The sequence below is a fragment of the Brachybacterium avium genome (assembly GCF_002216795.1).
Classification (GTDB): Bacteria; Actinomycetota; Actinomycetes; order Actinomycetales; family Dermabacteraceae; genus Brachybacterium; species Brachybacterium avium.
On sequence record NZ_CP022316.1, the window covers coordinates 385,338 to 400,673 of the forward strand.

9 protein-coding genes and 1 pseudogene are annotated in these 15,336 nt (G+C 69.0%); all 10 read right to left on the reverse strand.

All coding sequences use genetic code 11. The features are described from left to right. Window positions 1-25: 25 nt before the first annotated feature. Window positions 26-3,811 carry a nitrate reductase subunit alpha gene (locus CFK39_RS01785; protein WP_089064028.1) on the reverse strand — a complete coding sequence of 1,262 codons (3,786 nt, stop codon included), beginning with the start codon at window positions 3,809-3,811 and terminating at the stop codon, window positions 26-28. Between the two features lie 64 nt (window positions 3,812-3,875). After that, entirely contained in the window at window positions 3,876-5,093 is a 1,218-nt protein-coding gene (locus CFK39_RS01790; RefSeq protein WP_089064029.1) for an MFS transporter, read from the reverse strand. A 249-nt stretch (window positions 5,094-5,342) separates the two neighbouring features. Beyond that, entirely contained in the window at window positions 5,343-5,885 is a 543-nt protein-coding gene (locus tag CFK39_RS01795; protein ID WP_089064030.1) for a glycine cleavage system transcriptional repressor, read from the reverse strand. 50 nt (window positions 5,886-5,935) lie between these two features. Next, window positions 5,936-7,560 (reverse strand): annotated as a pseudogene (cimA, locus tag CFK39_RS01800) (citramalate synthase). 5 nt (window positions 7,561-7,565) lie between these two features. Next, the gene (locus CFK39_RS01805) at window positions 7,566-8,657 is read right to left on the reverse strand and encodes a branched-chain amino acid aminotransferase (protein ID WP_089064031.1); all 1,092 of its coding nucleotides are present in this window, start codon (window positions 8,655-8,657) and stop codon (window positions 7,566-7,568) included. A 49-nt stretch (window positions 8,658-8,706) separates the two neighbouring features. After that, entirely contained in the window at window positions 8,707-9,774 is a 1,068-nt protein-coding gene (locus tag CFK39_RS01810) for a 3-isopropylmalate dehydrogenase (RefSeq protein WP_089064032.1), read from the reverse strand. A 34-nt stretch (window positions 9,775-9,808) separates the two neighbouring features. Beyond that, window positions 9,809-11,416 (reverse strand): phosphoglycerate dehydrogenase, encoded by a 1,608-nt coding sequence (gene serA / locus CFK39_RS01815; protein ID WP_089064033.1) that lies wholly within the window; start codon window positions 11,414-11,416, stop codon window positions 9,809-9,811. A gap of 170 nt (window positions 11,417-11,586) precedes the next feature. Continuing rightward, window positions 11,587-12,618: a ketol-acid reductoisomerase gene (ilvC, locus tag CFK39_RS01820; RefSeq protein ID WP_089064034.1), complete on the reverse strand. Its 1,032-nt coding sequence runs from the start codon at window positions 12,616-12,618 to the stop codon at window positions 11,587-11,589. A 92-nt stretch (window positions 12,619-12,710) separates the two neighbouring features. Continuing rightward, complete coding sequence (gene ilvN / locus CFK39_RS01825) at window positions 12,711-13,226, reverse strand: acetolactate synthase small subunit (protein WP_089066240.1); 516 nt, start codon at window positions 13,224-13,226, stop codon at window positions 12,711-12,713. Between the two features lie 71 nt (window positions 13,227-13,297). Next, window positions 13,298-15,055: an acetolactate synthase large subunit gene (locus CFK39_RS01830; protein ID WP_089064035.1), complete on the reverse strand. Its 1,758-nt coding sequence runs from the start codon at window positions 15,053-15,055 to the stop codon at window positions 13,298-13,300. Window positions 15,056-15,336 lie beyond the last annotated feature (281 nt).

The window sequence follows — 15,336 nt, forward strand, 5'->3', positions numbered from 1 at the left end:
CTTCGCTCTGCGTTGTAGGTGGGGCTCAGTACTCGACGGGGGCGGTGCGCTTGCGGATCATCGTGACCTCGTCGCGCTGGTTCCCGGTCGGGCCGTAGTAGTTGAAGGCGAAGGACAGCTGCGCATATCCGCCGATCAGATGCGAGGGCTTGATCATGATGCGCGTCAGCGAGTTCGTGATCCCGCCACGTTTGCCGTCCCGCTCCGTCAGCGGCACGTTCACGGTGCGCTCCTGCCCGTGATGCATGAAGGCCGTCCCCGAGGGCATCCGGTGGGAGACCACGGCGCGGGCCGAGACCACGCCGTTGCGGTTGGTGACCTCGACCCAGTCGTTGTCGGTGATGCCGACGGCCTCGGCGTCCTGCACGCTCATCCAGATGTTCTGCCCACCGCGGGACAGGTTCATCATGAAGAAGTTCTCCTGATACATCGAGTGGATCGCCCACTTGTTGTGCGGGGTCAGGTAGCGCACCGAGATCGACTTCCCTCCCTCGTCCTTCTCGCCGATCGCCTTCTCGCCGAACAGTGCCGTCATGTCCAACGGCGGTCGGAAGACGGGCAGCGCCTCCCCCATCTCCAGCATCCAGTCGTGGTCGAGGTAGTAGTGCTGGCGCCCGGTCAGCGTGTGCCAGGGCTTCTTGCGCTCGACGTTGATCGTGAACGGGCTGTACCGACGCCCGCCGCTCTCGGAGCCGGACCATTCGGGGCTGGTGATCACCGGGACCGGCGCCGCCTTGGTGTCGGCGAAGTGGATCCGCTTGCCCTCGTGCTCGGCGGCGAGATCGTGCATCTGCGTACCGGTGCGCTTCTCGAGCGTCTTGAAGCCCTCGGTGGCCATGCGCCCGTTGGTGGTGCCCGACAGGCTCAGGATGAACTCACAGGCGTGCAGATCGGTGACGAGCTTGGGACGCCCTGCGGCGGGCCCGGTGCGGTGGACGCCGTTGAGCTGGCCGAGTTCCTCGACGAACTCCGTGACGTCGTAGGTCAGCCCCTTGGTGGTCATGCCCTTCTCCTCCAGGAGCGGGCCGACCGAGGTGTACTTGGCGTGGATCTGGGTATAGTCCCGCTCGACCTCCACCAGGGCGGGCATGGTCAGGCCCGGGACCGCCTCGCACTCGCCCTTCTTCCAGTCCCGCACCCGGCCGTGCGGAGTGGCCATCGCCCCCGGCGAATCGTGCTGCAGGGGGGAGGCGACGACGTCCTTGCGGGTGCCCAGATGGGTCTCGGCGAGCTGGCTGAAGCGCTCTGCGATCGTCGACCAGGTCTCCCAGTCCGTGCGCGACTCCCAGGGGTTCGAGATCGCCGGGTTGAAGGAGTGCACGAAGGGGTGCATGTCGGTGGTGGAGAGATCGTGCTTCTCGTACCAGGTCGCGGCTGGCAGCACCACGTCCGAGTGCAGGGTGTGGCTGGTCATGCGGAAATCGAGGGTGAGCATCAGATCGACCTTGCCGATCGGGGCGTCCTCCCGCCAGCGCACGTCCTTGGGTCGGAGGTGTTCGGGGGTCTCCTCACCGGTGGCGGAGCTGTCCACGCCCAGCAGGTGCCGGAAGAAGTACTGATCTCCCTTGGCAGAGGAGCCGAGCGTGTTCGCGCGCCAGATCGACCAGATCTTCGGGTGGTTCTCCGGGGCGTCCGGGTCCTCGGCGGCGAAGTTGATGCCGCCGCTCTTGAGCTGGTCGACCAGGTACGGGATCGTCTCCTGCCCCGCCTCCGCGGCGCGGTCGGCGACATCCAGCGAGCTGATGTCGAACTGGGGGTAGAAGGGCTGCCAGCCCAGCCGCTGCGAGAGCGCGATCGCATCGGCGGTGGTCATGTCCGCGAAGGTTCCGGCCCCCGTGGTCGCGGCCAGGGTGTCGGCGCCGAAGCGGTCGTACCGCCACTGGTCGGAGTGCATGTACCAGTAGGTGGTCTGCGTCATCTGCCGGGGCGGGCGCGCCCAGTCCAGGGCATTGGCCAGATGCGACCAGCCGGTGATCGGCCGCACCTTCTCCTGGCCGACGTAGTGGGCCCAGCCGCCGCCGTTGACCCCCTGGGTGCCGCACAGGTTCGTGAGCGTCAGGAAGGAGCGGTAGATGGTGTCGGAGTGGAACCAGTGGTTCGTGCCGGCGCCCATGATGATCATCGAACGACCGCCGGAATCGATCGCGTTCTGCGCGAACTCGCGGGCGATGCGCGCCACGGCCTGGCCGGGCACGCCGGTGATCGTCTCCTGCCACGCCGGGGTGTAGAGGGCCTCGGCGTCATCGAGGCCCGTGGCCCACTGGCCGGGGAGCCCCTCGCGGCCCACGCCGTACTCGGCCAGCAGCAGGTCGAAGACGGTGGTGACGAGGCGCCCGTCGATCGTGCGCACCGGCACCCCGCGCGGCACGTCCCCGCGGCCGCCCTGGCCGACGGTGTCGAAGCGGGGCAGGAGCACCTCGGCCACGTCCTCGTGATGGCCCAGCAGCGACAGCGCGGGGTCGAGGTCGCCGAGCTCCAGGTTCCAGCGGCCCTCCCCGTCGGCGGAGAAGCGGTGGCCGAGGGTGCCGTTGGGGGTGGCGATGCCGTCGCGGGCGCGGTCGAAGAGCATCGGCTTGAAGTCCGCGTGCTCGGTGGTGGCCTCGGCGGTGCGGTGCTCTCCCGCCTCGCTCGCGACCAGGAACTTGCCCGGCAGCAGCGTGCCGTCCTCCCGGCGCTCGAGCTGGACCAGGAACGGCAGGTCGGTGTACTGCTTCGAGTAGGCCTCGAAGTACGGGACCTGCTGGTCGACGTAGAACTCGCGCAGGATCGTGTGGCCCATGCCCATGGCGAGCGCTGCATCGGTGCCGGGATGCGGTGCGAGCCATTCGTCGGCGAACTTCACCGATTCCGCGTAATCGGGGGCGACCGAGATGACCTTCTGGCCGCGGTAGCGCGCTTCAGTCATCCAGTGCGCGTCCGGGGTGCGGGTCAGGGGCACGTTCGAGCCCCACATGATGAGATAGGCCGCGTCCCACCAGTCGCCGGACTCGGGCACATCGGTCTGGTCGCCGAAGACCTGCGGGGAGGCGGGAGGCAGATCCGCGTACCAGTCGTAGAAGGACTGCATGGGGCTGCCGATGAGCTGATGGAAGCGGGCTCCGGAGGAGAAGGAGACCTGGCTCATCGCCGGGATCGGGGAGAAGCCGGTGGCCCGGTCGGGGCCGTACTCCTTGACGGTGTGGACATAGGCGGCGGCCACCATCTCCACCGCCTCGTCCCAGGAGGCGCGCACCAGACCGCCCTTGCCCCGGGCGCGCTTGTAGCGCATGGCCTTCTCCGGATCGGAGACGATCGCCTTCCAGGCCTCGACCGGGTCGTGCCCCGGGGCCTTCGCCTTCTCCTCGCGGTACAGCCGCAGCAGCTCCGAGCGCACATAGGGATAGCGCACGCGGGTGGGCGAGTAGGTGTACCAGGAGAAGGAGGCGCCGCGCGGGCAGCCGCGCGGCTCGTACTCGGGCTTGTCCGGGCCGACGGAGGGGTAGTCGGTCTCCTGAGACTCCCAGGTGATGACCCCGTCCTTGACGTAGACCTTCCAGGAGCAGGAGCCCGTGCAGTTGACCCCGTGGGTGGAGCGCACCACCTTGTCGTGGCTCCAGCGCTCACGGTAGAAGGAGTCCCCGCTGCGCCCGCCCACCTTGTGGGTCTCGCGGTTGTCCTCGCTGATCTTCTCCGAGCGGGAGAACATCTTGCGCGCGCCGATCAGGGCATCGAACAGCGGTGAGTCGATGCCGGGCGCCCCGCCGCCGGCGGGAGCGGACCGGGCCCCGCGATCCTGGGGCTGCTGCTGGTTCTGCTGGTTCTGGATGGTCATGGGGGCTCCTCCTGGGGGCGAGGGTGCGGATCGACGGTGACGGAGCGGGGCAGGGCCGGAGGGCCTAGGCGGCCGCGGGGACGCGCGCTCCACGGGCGATGAACAGGGTGACGACCACGGCGCCGAACGTCGCCACCAGCAGCATGGCGATGCCGGGCGCGTAGGTTCCGCTCTCGGCATGGATCGCGGCCATCACCAGCGGAGGTACGAAGCCGCCGAGCCCGCCGGCGGCACCGACGAATCCGGTGACGGAGCCGACGACGGCCGGGTCAGAGGTCTGGGCGACCAGCGCGAAGACCGCGCCGGAGCCGAGGCCCAGACCGGCGGCCATCACGATGAAGGCGACGGTGCCGATCGGCATCAGATCGGGTTGGAAGGTCAGGGCGAGGGCGGCCAGCCCGACGGCGACATAGGAGACCAGCAGGGTGTTGGCAGCGCCGAGCCGGTCGGCGAGGGTGCCGCCGAACGGGCGCATGATCACCGCGACGATCACGAAGCCCGCCATCCGGAAGGAGGCATCGGCCGCCTCGAGCCCGTACCAGTTCTGCAGCATCGTGGGCAGGAAGACGGAGAAGGCGACGTAGCCGCCGAAGGAGAGGGCGTAGAGGTAGCACGCCTGCCAGGTCACCTTGAGCTTCATCACGGCGACGGACTGATCGATGATGTTCTTGCGCGAGGGCTTCCAGGTGGGGGCGTCGCGCATGAACAGCCAGCCCACCACCGCGTAGGCGACCAGGGCGAGGGCGGTGAGCACGAAGGGCGCGACGTCGCCCACCGACTTCAGCAGCGGCACGGTGGTGAAGGCGCTGATCGCGGTGCCGCCCATGCCCACACCGTAGAGGCCGGTGGCCATGCCGCGCTTGGCGGGCGGGAACCATGAATTCACATACGGGACGCCGATCGCGAACGTGGTGCCCGCAATGCCGAGGAAGAATCCTCCGAGAAGCAGGGTCGAGTAGGTGTACTGACCGACGAATCCCAGAAAGAGCACCGGAATGACGGTGAGCAGGGAGACCAGCGGGAACATGAGATGCCCGCCGAAGCGATCGGTCAGCGCACCCATCACGATGCGTCCCAGGGAGCCCACCAGCACGGGGATCGCGACGATCAGGGACGCGTCGGTGGCCAGCCCTCGCTCGACGTAGACGGGACCGAGGGGGCTCAGCAGGGCCCAGGCCCAGAAGTTCACGCCGAACCCGATAGTGACCAGCGCAAGTGCCTTCCATGCGCCGGCCGGGACGGTGGTGGACGTCGCCGTGGCGGCAACGGGGGACGTGGTCATCGATGGTTCTCCACGCTCGAGGGCGAGTACGCGCGGCGAGGACTGCTCGACGGCGCTGCGCGGGAACTCCCCGCACTGCTCCAGGGTCCCCGCCCTTGAGCGCCATCCTAGGGGACTTCGGTCCCGGATTACCTGCGTTCAGATGAACACGGACGTCTCCACGTCGGGATTCCTCAGGTTTCCACCCGAAAACCGTCCGGGAACGAATTCAGCAATGTCGACGTCGCGATATTCATTCGTGATCACGCCTCATTCCGGGGCGTCAAGCTCCAGCTCCACCATCAGCTCCGCGGCGATCGTCTCGAGCGCCTCGCGGACCCCGTCCTCGTCCGCGTCGGCCGGCAGGCGCACCTCGGCCTCGGCCTCGAAAAGCATGCCGCCGCCCTCCGGTGCCTCCCGGGTCCAGCTTCGCAGCCCATCGATCGTCGCCCCCTGGGAGCGCAGCGCGGAGGACACCTCACGGACCATGCCGGTGCGGTCCTGGCCGAGCAGGTGCAGGCGCAATGCGCTGTGCGGAGCCGCATCGATGGGAGCGCCGGCGGCGGTCGCCTCCACGTCCAGCCCCACCTCGTCGGCCAGGACCGACAGCGCGTCAAGGAAGGATTGCGCCCGCTCATCGGGCACATCGACCTGCACGATCCCGGCGAACTTGCCGGCGAGCAGGGCGAGCTGGCTGTCGACCCAGTTCCCCCCGTGCTCGTCGACGGCGGCGGCCAGCGCGGCGACGAGACCAGGGCGGTCGTCTCCGATGGCGGTCAGCACGAAAGCGGTGGTCGGCGCGTGAGTCGTCATGGCCTCAGGGTAGCGTCAGGGGACGCCCGGGACCACGGATCCCGCCGGGCTCAGACCCCGGACTTGAACAACCCGAAGGTGTAGGCGTCGTAGATCGCCTCCCAGGAGGCTTCGATGACGTTCGGCCCCACGCCCACGGTCTGGAACTCCAGGCCGCGCCCGGAGGTGCGCACGAGCACCCGGGTGGTGGCATCGGTGCCGTGATGGGCATCGAGGATCCGCACCTTGAAATCACGCAGTTCGAACTCGTCGACCTCGGGATGGCGCTCGCGCAGCGCTGCACGCAGGGCGAGATCCAGGGCGTTGACGGGACCGTTCCCCTCGGCGATCGCCACCTTGCGCTCATGCGCGCTCCCGACGCCCTGCTCACCGTCGGCGAGGAGCTTGACCGTCGCCTCGGACTCCAGGGTGCCGTCCCGGCCCAGCTGCGAGGTGGCCCTCCAGGACTCCACCGTCGAATAGCTCGGGACGCGGCCGAGCTGATCGAGCAGGAGCAGCTCGAAGGAGGCGTCCGCCGCCTCGTACGAGTAGCCCACCGCTTCGCGCTGTTTGATGGCGGAAGCCAAGCGCGAGAGCAGCTCCGGATCGCCGGCGAGGTCGAATCCGAGTTCCCGGCCCTTGAGCTCGATGGAGGCTCGACCTGCCATGTCGGAGATGATCATCCGCATGTCGTTGCCGAGCAGCTGCGGATCGGTGTGCTGGTAGAGATCCGGGTCCACCCGGATCGCGCTGGCGTGCAGACCGGCCTTGTGCGCGAAGGCGCTCGCTCCGACGTACGGGGCCCGCGGGTCACCGGCATGTTCACCAGTTCGCCGATCGCGTGGGCGATCCGTGTGGTCTCGGCGAGGGTGTCGACGGGGACCAGGTCCATGCCCATCTTCAGCTGCAGGTTCGCCAGCAGGGTGACCAGATCCGCGTTGCCGGTGCGTTCCCCGTAGCCATTGATGCAGCCCTGGACGTGGGTGATCCCGGAGCGCACGGCGGCCATCGCATTGGCCACCGCACAGCCGGTGTCGTTGTGGGTGTGCGCGCCGAGCCGGGCGCCGCCCGCCCCCGCCGCGACGAGGCGGTCGCGCAGGTCCTCGATGATCTCGGTGACCTGGTGCGGGAGCATCCCGCCGTTGGTGTCGCACAGCACCAGCACTCCGGCACCGGCCTCGTGGGCGGTCACCAGCACGGAGGTGGTGTACGCGGGGTCGTGGAGGAACCCGTCGAAGAAGTGCTCCGCGTCGACGAACACCTCGCGGCCCTGCCGAACCAGGTGCTCCACGGTGTCCCGCACCATGGCGAGGTTCTCCTCGGCGGTGGTGCGCAGCGCCCCGATGACATGGCGCAGATCCGACTTCGCGACCAGAGTGATCGTCGGGGCGCCGGAGTCGACGAGCGCGGCGACCTGCGGATCCTCCGCAACGGGGACCCCGGCCTTCCGGGTCGCGCCGAAGGCCGCGAGCCGGGCATGGCGCAGTCGGAGCTCCCCCGCCGCGCGAGCGAAGAACTCGGTGTCGCGCGGGACCGCTCCGGGCCATCCGCCCTCGATGTAGGTCACGCCGAGGTCGTCGAGGTGGCGGGCGACGGCGAGCTTGTCGGCCACCGAGAGGGTCAGCCCCTCCTGTTGGGAGCCGTCGCGCAACGTGGTGTCGTAGAGGTGGAATGCGGGGATCGGGGCGCTCGTCATCGCGGTCAGATCAGACGGGTCAGCCAGCCGTGACGGTCCGGGATCCGGCCGTACTGAATATCGGTGAGCTCCCTGCGCAGGGCCAGCGTGACCTCGCCGGAGCCTCCCTCCCCCACCGTCCAGGATCCCCCGCGCGCACGCAGCTCGCCGATGGGGTTGATGACCGCGGCCGTACCGGCGGCGAACATCTCGGTGATCTCGCCGCGGTCGACCTGGCGGAGCACCTCGCCCATCACCAGCTGCTGCTCGACGACCTCGAGGCCGCGGTCGGCGGCCAGGCGGAGGATGGACTCCCGGGTGACGCCCTCGAGGATCGAGCCGGTCAGTGAAGGAGTGAGCAGGCGGCCGTCAGCGGTGACCGCGAAGACGTTCATGCCCGAGAGCTCATCGATGCTGGAATGCGTCTCCGAGTCCAGGAACATGACCTCATCGGCCCCGTTCTCGGCGGCCTCCTCCTTCGCCAGCAGCGAGGAGGCATAGTTGCCGCCGCACTTGGCCGCGCCGGTGCCGCCGGCTCCGGCGCGCGCGTACTCGTCGGAGATCCACACCACGAGCGGCTGCACCCCGCGGGGGAAATAGGGACCTGCGGGCGAGGCGATCACGTAGTAGTCCACGCAGTGGGAGGCCCGCACCCCGAGGAACTCCTCACTGGCGAACATGAACGGACGCAGGTACAGCGACTCCTCGCTGGTCGCCTCGGGCACCCACGGCTCATCGGCCGCGGTGATGGCGCTCAGCGATCCCAGGAAGTCCTCCACCGGCAGCTCGGGGAGCGCGAGGCGGCGGGCGGAGCGCTGCATGCGCTCGGCATTGCGCTCGGGACGGAAGGTCCACACCGAGCCGTCGGCGTGACGGAAGGCCTTCAGCCCCTCGAAGATCTCCTGCCCATAGTGCAGGACTGCCGCGGCGGGCGAGAGCTCCACCGGGCCGAAGGGCACGATCTCCGCCCCGCCCCAGCCGTCCTCGAGGGTCCACCGGGCATGGGCCATGAAGTCGGAGTAGTACTGACCGAACCCGGGAGCGGCCAGGATCCGGGCACGCTCATCATCACCCACTCGACGAGTGGTGCTGGTCTGGGTGAAGTCGAGCGCGCTCACGGGGATCTCCTCAAATCGGGGGCAGGGTCAGTCTGACAGGACCGGACGGTCAGCGTCCGGCGATCGCGGACACCAGTGCGTCTCCGATCTGGGCGGTTCCGCGCGCGCTGAGCTCCGCCGAGGTGGCGCGGGCGGCCAGGTCGTTCTCAACCGCGGCGCGGACCGCGGCGGCCGGCTCGAGGTGGCCCAGGTGGTCCAGCAGCAGGGCGACCGAGAGCACGGTGGCGGTGGGATCGGCGAGGTCCTTCCCGGCGATATCAGGGGCCGAGCCGTGGACCGGCTCGAACATCGAGGGGAAGGCACCGGTGGGGTTGATGTTGCCGCTCGCGGCCAGACCGATGCCGCCGCCCACTGCGCCGGCGAGATCGGTGACGATGTCGCCGAAGAGGTTGTCGGTGACGATCACATCGAAGCGGGAGGGATCCTGGACCAGGTAGATCATCATCGCGTCGACGTGGGCGTAGTCCACCTCGACCTCCGGGTGCTCGGCACCGACCTGTTCGACGATGCGGCGGTAGAGGTGCCCGGCATGGACCAGCACGTTGTGCTTGTGGACCAGGGTGAGCTTCTTGCGACGACGCTCAGCCTGCTCGAAGGCGTAGCGGACCACCCGCTCGACGCCGACGGCGGTGTTCAGGGAGACCTCGGTGGCGACCTCGAGCTCGGTGCCGGTGCGCAGCGAACCGCCGTTGCCGACGTACGGCCCCTCCGTGCCCTCGCGGACCACCACGAAATCCATCTGCCCCGGGTTCGCCAGCGGCGAGGTCACGCCCGGGAAGAGCCGGGTGGGACGCAGGTTCACGAAGTGGTCGAAGGCGAAGCGGAGCTTGAGCAGCAGTCCCCGCTCGAGCACTCCCGAGGGCACGCCCGGATCGCCGACCGCCCCCAGCAGGATCGCATCGTGCTCGGCCAGGGACGCCATGTCCTGGTCGGTGAGCGTCTCGCCGGTGCGGTGCCAGCGGCCCGCGCCGAGGTCGAAATCGGTGGTCTCGACGGTGACGCCGATCGGCTCGAGCGCCGCCCTCAATGCGCGCAGGCCCTGGGGCACGACCTCCTGGCCGATGCCGTCGCCCTCGATGACGGCGAGCCGCAGAGTGCTGGGGGTGGGGGTGCTCATGGGGATTCCTCCTCGGCGGAATGCGGGACGGGGGTCAGTAGACGAGGTCGACGGCGTGGATGGAGCGGGCGTCGATGGCGGCGCCGAGCTCCTCGGCGAACTCGCGGTCGACGGACTCATCGAGGTCCAGGACGACCAGCGCCTCGGCGCCGCGGGCGCTTCCCGCCCGCGAGACCTGCATGCCGGCGATATTGACGCCCGCCTCACCGAGTCGGAGCCCGTAGGTGCCGATGAGGCCGGGGCCGTCCTCGTAGCGGATGATCAGCAGGTGGTCGCTCAGCGGCACGTCCAGAGCATGCCCGAAGACTTCGGTGAGCTTGTGCTCCTGGTCCACCCCGCTGAGGGTGCCGGAGACGGTGACGACCTCGCTGTTGCGCAGGGTGCCACGCAGGCTGACGACGTTGCGGAAGCGCTCGGAGGACTCGTCGGTGACCAGCTGCACGTTGATGCCGCGCTCCTCGGCGAGGACGGGGGCGTTGACGTAGCTGACCTGCTCGGTGACCACCGAGCGGAACACGCCGCGCAGCGCGGAGAGCTTGAGCGCGGTGACGTCGCGGGAGGCGATCTCGCCGTGCACCTCGATGTCCAGCACCTCGGGCAGCTCCCCCGCCAGCGTCGTGAACAGCTGGCCGAGCCGGTCCGCGAGCGCCACACCGGGACGGACCAGGTCATCGATCGCCCCGCCGGCGACGTTCACCGCATCGGGCACCAGCTCTCCCGCCAATGCCAGGCGCACCGACTTCGCGACCGCGACACCGGCCTTCTCCTGCGCCTCGGCGGTGGAGGCCCCCAGGTGCGGGGTGAGGGTGACGTTGTCGAGGTCGAGCAGCGCCTTCGCGGTCTCCGAGGAGGCCGGCGGCTCGGAGGAGTACACGTCCAGTGCGGCGGCAGCGATCTTTCCGCTGGTGAGCGCCTCGTGGAGCGCCAGTTCGTCGATCAGGCCGCCGCGGGCGGCGTTGACCACGTGGAGGGACGGCTTGGCGAGCGCGAACTGCTCGGCACCGATCAGACCGGTGGTCTCGGGGGTCTTGGGCATGTGCACCGTGACCACGTCGGATTCGCGCATCAGCTCATCGAGCTCGACCACGCGGGCGCCGAGCTCGGCGGCTCGGGCGTGGTGGACATAGGGGTCGTAGGCGAGCAGCTCGACGCCGAAGGGCGCCAGACGCTCGGCGACCAGCTGGCCGATGCGGCCGAAGCCCACCACGCCGACGGTCTTGCCCAGCAGCTCGACGCCGGCGAGCTGCTTGCGCTCCCACTTACCGGACTTCACCGAGGCGTCGGCGCGACCGAGGTTGCGCAGCGACGCCAGGATCAGTGCGACCGCGAGCTCGGCGGCAGAGGTGATGTTCGAGGTCGGGGCGTTGATGACCATGACGCCCGCCGTGGTGGCGGCGGGCACGTCCACGTTGTCCAGTCCCACGCCCGCGCGGGCGACGACCTTCAACTGCTGGGCGGCGGCGTAGACCTCGGCGTCGACCTGGGTCGCTGAGCGGACCAGGAGCGCGTCGGCGTCCTTCACCGCCTCCAGCAGCGCGCCACGGTCGGTGCCGTCCACGCTCCTGACCTCGATCTCGGACCCCAGGACCTCGACGGTCGCGGGTGACAGCTCTTCGGCGATGAGCACGACAGGACGCGTCACAGGAACTCCTCCGGTACGGATGGTTGGCGTCGCACGCATCCTCGGGGGCGACGGGTACGGGGACAGCCTAGACCGCTGTCCGCCATGCGGTCCGCACAGTCAGGATGCGAGACGCACGACGGCGGGTGCACCACGTCCAGGTGCACCCGCCGCTGTGGGAGAGGCGTCGCTCAGCGCGCGGCGCTGCCCTCGACGTAGTCCGAGTCGATCGCCTGGGCGCTCCAGGAGAACATCTTGCGCAGGTCCCTGCCCACGACCTCGATCTGGTGCTTCGCCTCGGTCTCGCGCAGCTCCTTGAACTCGGGGGCGCCGGCATCCTGATCATCGATGAAGCGCTTGGCGAAGGCACCGCTCTGGATGTCCGCGAGGACCTCCTTCATGGCCTTCTTGGTCTCGGCGTCCACGATGCGCGGGCCGGAGACGTAGTCGCCGTACTCGGCGGTGTCGGAGATCGACCAGCGCTGCTTGGCGATGCCGCCCTCGAACATGAGGTCGACGATCAGCTTGAGCTCGTGGAGCACCTCGAAGTACGCGATCTCGGGCTGGTAGCCCGCTTCGGCGAGGGTCTCGAAGCCGGCCTGGACCAGGTGGCTCATGCCGCCGCAGAGCACGGCCTGCTCACCGAACAGGTCGGTCTCGGTCTCCTCGGTGAAGGTGGTCTTGATGACGCCGGCGCGGGTGCCGCCGATGCCCTTGGCGTAGGAGAGCGCGAGCTCCCAGGCGGCACCGCTGGCGTCCTGCTCGACGGCGACGATGTCCGGGATGCCACGGCCGGCGACGTACTCGCGGCGCACGGTGTGGCCGGGGGCCTTCGGGGCGATCAGCAGCACGTCCACACCCGCGGGGACCTCGATGTAGCCGAAGCGGATGTTGAAGCCGTGGGCGAAGGCGAGCGCCTTGCCCTCGGCCAGGTGCGGCTGGATGGACTCGGCGTAGACCTTCCGCTGGTCCTGGTCGGGGGTGAGGATCATGATGAGATCCGCCCACTCGGCGACCTCGGCCACGGTGCCGACGACCAGGCCCTCCTCCTGGGCCTTGGCGGCGGACTTCGAGCCCTCGCGCAGTCCGACCCGGACCTCGACGCCGCTGTCGCGCAGGTTCAGCGCGTGGGCGTGTCCCTGGGAGCCGAAGCCGACGACGGCGACCTTCTTGCCCTGGATGATGGACAGGTCGGCATTGTCGTCGTAGAAGATCTCAGCCACGATGTGTGCTCCTTCGTTGTGGGGTGCGGGCGACAGGTCGATCCTATCCCCGAGTGTCTTACGTTGTGAGAGGGCGTCTCGACTAGGGAGATTCAGCCCAGCAGGCTGCGGTCGGTGATCGCGCGTCCGCCCCGACCGATGGCGACCTCGCCGGACTTCACGATCTCGCGGATGCCGAAGGACTCGAGCATCCCCAGCAGGGCGGAGAGCTTGTCCTGGGTGCCGGTGGCCTCGATGGTCACCGAATCGGCGGCCGCGTCGACGACCTTGGCCCGGAACATCTGCACGATCTCCAGCACCGAGGTCCGGGTCGCGTTGTCGGCGGTGACCTTGATGAGGATGAGCTCGCGCTGCACGGTGGAACGCGCATCGAGCTGCACGATCTTGAGCACGTTGACGAGCTTGTTCAGCTGTTTGGTGATCTGCTCGAGGCGGTGCTGCTCGACGTCGACGACCACCGTGATGCGGGAGATCTCCGGGTGCTCGGTCGGCCCGACCGCGAGCGAGGCGATGTTGTACCCGCGGCGGGAGAACAGCGCGGTGACGCGGGTGAGCGCACCGGGCTTGTTCTCCACCAGGACCGAGAGGGTCTGGCTGCCGGGGGTCATCACGTAGTCCGTGGTGCTCACCGTCGATGAGGCCTGCGTCGTGCTCTGGTTCGTCGTATTCGTGCTCATGATCAGATGTCCCTCTCCCACTCGGGGCTCATGCCCTGCGCGATCTGGATCTCGTCGTTGGAGACGCCGGACGGCACCATCGGCCAGACCATCGCGTCGGCGCTGACGGTGAAGTCCACGACCACGGGTCGGTCGTTGATCTCCATCGCCTGGGTGATGGTGGCGTCGATGTCCTCATCGCGCTCGCAGCGCAGTCCGGCACAGCCATAGGCCTCGGCCAGCTTGACGAAGTCGGGGACTCGCCGGGAGCCGTGCCCGGTGTTCAGCTCGGTGTTGGAGTAGCGCTGGTCGTAGAACAGGTTCTGCCACTGCCGCACCATGCCGAGGCTGGAGTTGTTGATGATCGCGACCTTGATCGGGATGTCGTTGATGACGCAGGTCGCGAGCTCCTGGTTGGTCATCTGGAAGCAGCCGTCACCGTCGATGGACCACACCACCTTGTCGGGCCGGCCGACCTTCGCACCCATCGCCGCCGGCACCGAATAGCCCATGGTGCCCAGGCCCCCGGAGTTCAGCCAGGTGTACGGGTTCTCGTACTTGATGAACTGGGCGGACCACATCTGGTGCTGTCCCACGCCGGCTGCGAAGATCGTCTCCGGGCCGGAGATGGCACCGATCCGGGAGATCACCTTCTGCGGCGCGGTGAAGCCGTCCTCGGTCTCGGTCCAGCCCAGCGGGTAGTTGTCCCGCAGCATCTTCAGGGTGTTCCACCAGGCCTCGTAGTCGCGGGGGTCCGCTGTGGCGAGGCGTTCCCGCAGCTCGGCGGTCAGCGCCCGGGCGACCTCGGCAGCCTCACCCACGATCGGGACATCCGCGGTGCGGTTCTTCGAGATCTCCGCCGGGTCGATGTCCGCATGGACGATCTTCGCCGAGGGGGCGAAGGACTCCAGGACCCCGGTCACGCGATCGTCGAAGCGTGCCCCGATGTTGACGATCAGGTCCGAGCGCTGCAGCGCGGAGACCGCGGCGACCGTGCCGTGCATGCCCGGCATCCCCAGATGGCTGGGGTGCGAGTCGGGCAGTGCACCGCGTGCCATCAGGGTGGTCACGAAGGGCACGCCGGAGACCTCGATCAGCTCACCGATCTCTTCGGTGGCCCGGCCGCGCAGCACGCCGCCGCCGAGCAGGAAGACGGGGCGCTTGGCCTCCAGCAGCATCGAGACCGCCTCGCGGATCTGTTTGCTGTGCGGGCGGGGGGCCGGTCGGTAGCCGGGCAGTCCCAGACCGTCGGGCCACGAGAAATCGGTCATCGCCTGCTGGGCGTCCTTGGTGACGTCCACCAGCACGACGCCCGGCCGGCCGGTCGAGGCGATGTGGAAGGCCTGCTTGATCACCAGGGGGATGTCGTCGGCGTTCTTGACCAGGAAGTTGTGCTTGGTGATCGGCATCGTCATGCCGACGATGTCCGCCTCCTGGAAGGCGTCGGTGCCGATGAAGGCCGACCCGACCTGGCCGGTGATCGCGACCATCGGGATCGAATCCATCTGGGCGTCCGCGATGGCGGTGATGAGGTTGGTCGCGCCGGGCCCGGAGGTGGCCAGGCACACGCCGACCTTCCCGGTCGCGTGGGCGTAGCCGCTGGCTGCATGCCCAGCACCCTGCTCGTGGCGGACCAGCACGTGCCGCAGGCCCTCCGCATCCATCAGCGGATCGTAGGTGGGCAGGATCGCACCGCCGGGAAGGCCGAAGACGACCTCTGCCCCGGCCTGCTTGAGGGACTCGACCAGCGCCTGCGCGCCAGTCATCTGCTGTCCGGTCATCGGAACTCCTTCGTCGTCTCGGGCGGTGGCTTCAGCGGTGAACCGCACACATCCCCGTCCCCCGTGATCGTGGCCCGGCCGGGACACGAAAAAGCCCCTCCGCCTGGGGCTGGGGAGGGGCGCGGGTGACGTGCTCGTGAAACGAACGGGCGTCAGCCGCGCTCTGTAACTACGAGAATCGTCGTGTGCATGAGCTCACCATAGCCTGCGGGAGCGGGAACGCCCGCCGAGTCCAGCATGCGGACTTCGCGGCGTGCGCGCGCACCGCTGCGCCCGGCCCC

Coding starts and splice junctions, on each gene's coding strand:
- ilvN (WP_089066240.1), bottom strand. CDS start 13,226: ATGACCCCCGGCAGCCAGACCCTCTCGGTCCTGGTGGAGAACAAGCCC.
- CFK39_RS01785 (WP_089064028.1), bottom strand. CDS start 3,811: ATGACCATCCAGAACCAGCAGAACCAGCAGCAGCCCCAGGATCGCGGG.
- CFK39_RS01790 (WP_089064029.1), bottom strand. CDS start 5,093: ATGACCACGTCCCCCGTTGCCGCCACGGCGACGTCCACCACCGTCCCG.
- CFK39_RS01810 (WP_089064032.1), bottom strand. CDS start 9,774: ATGAGCACCCCCACCCCCAGCACTCTGCGGCTCGCCGTCATCGAGGGC.
- CFK39_RS01830 (WP_089064035.1), bottom strand. CDS start 15,055: ATGACCGGACAGCAGATGACTGGCGCGCAGGCGCTGGTCGAGTCCCTC.
- CFK39_RS01795 (WP_089064030.1), bottom strand. CDS start 5,885: ATGACGACTCACGCGCCGACCACCGCTTTCGTGCTGACCGCCATCGGA.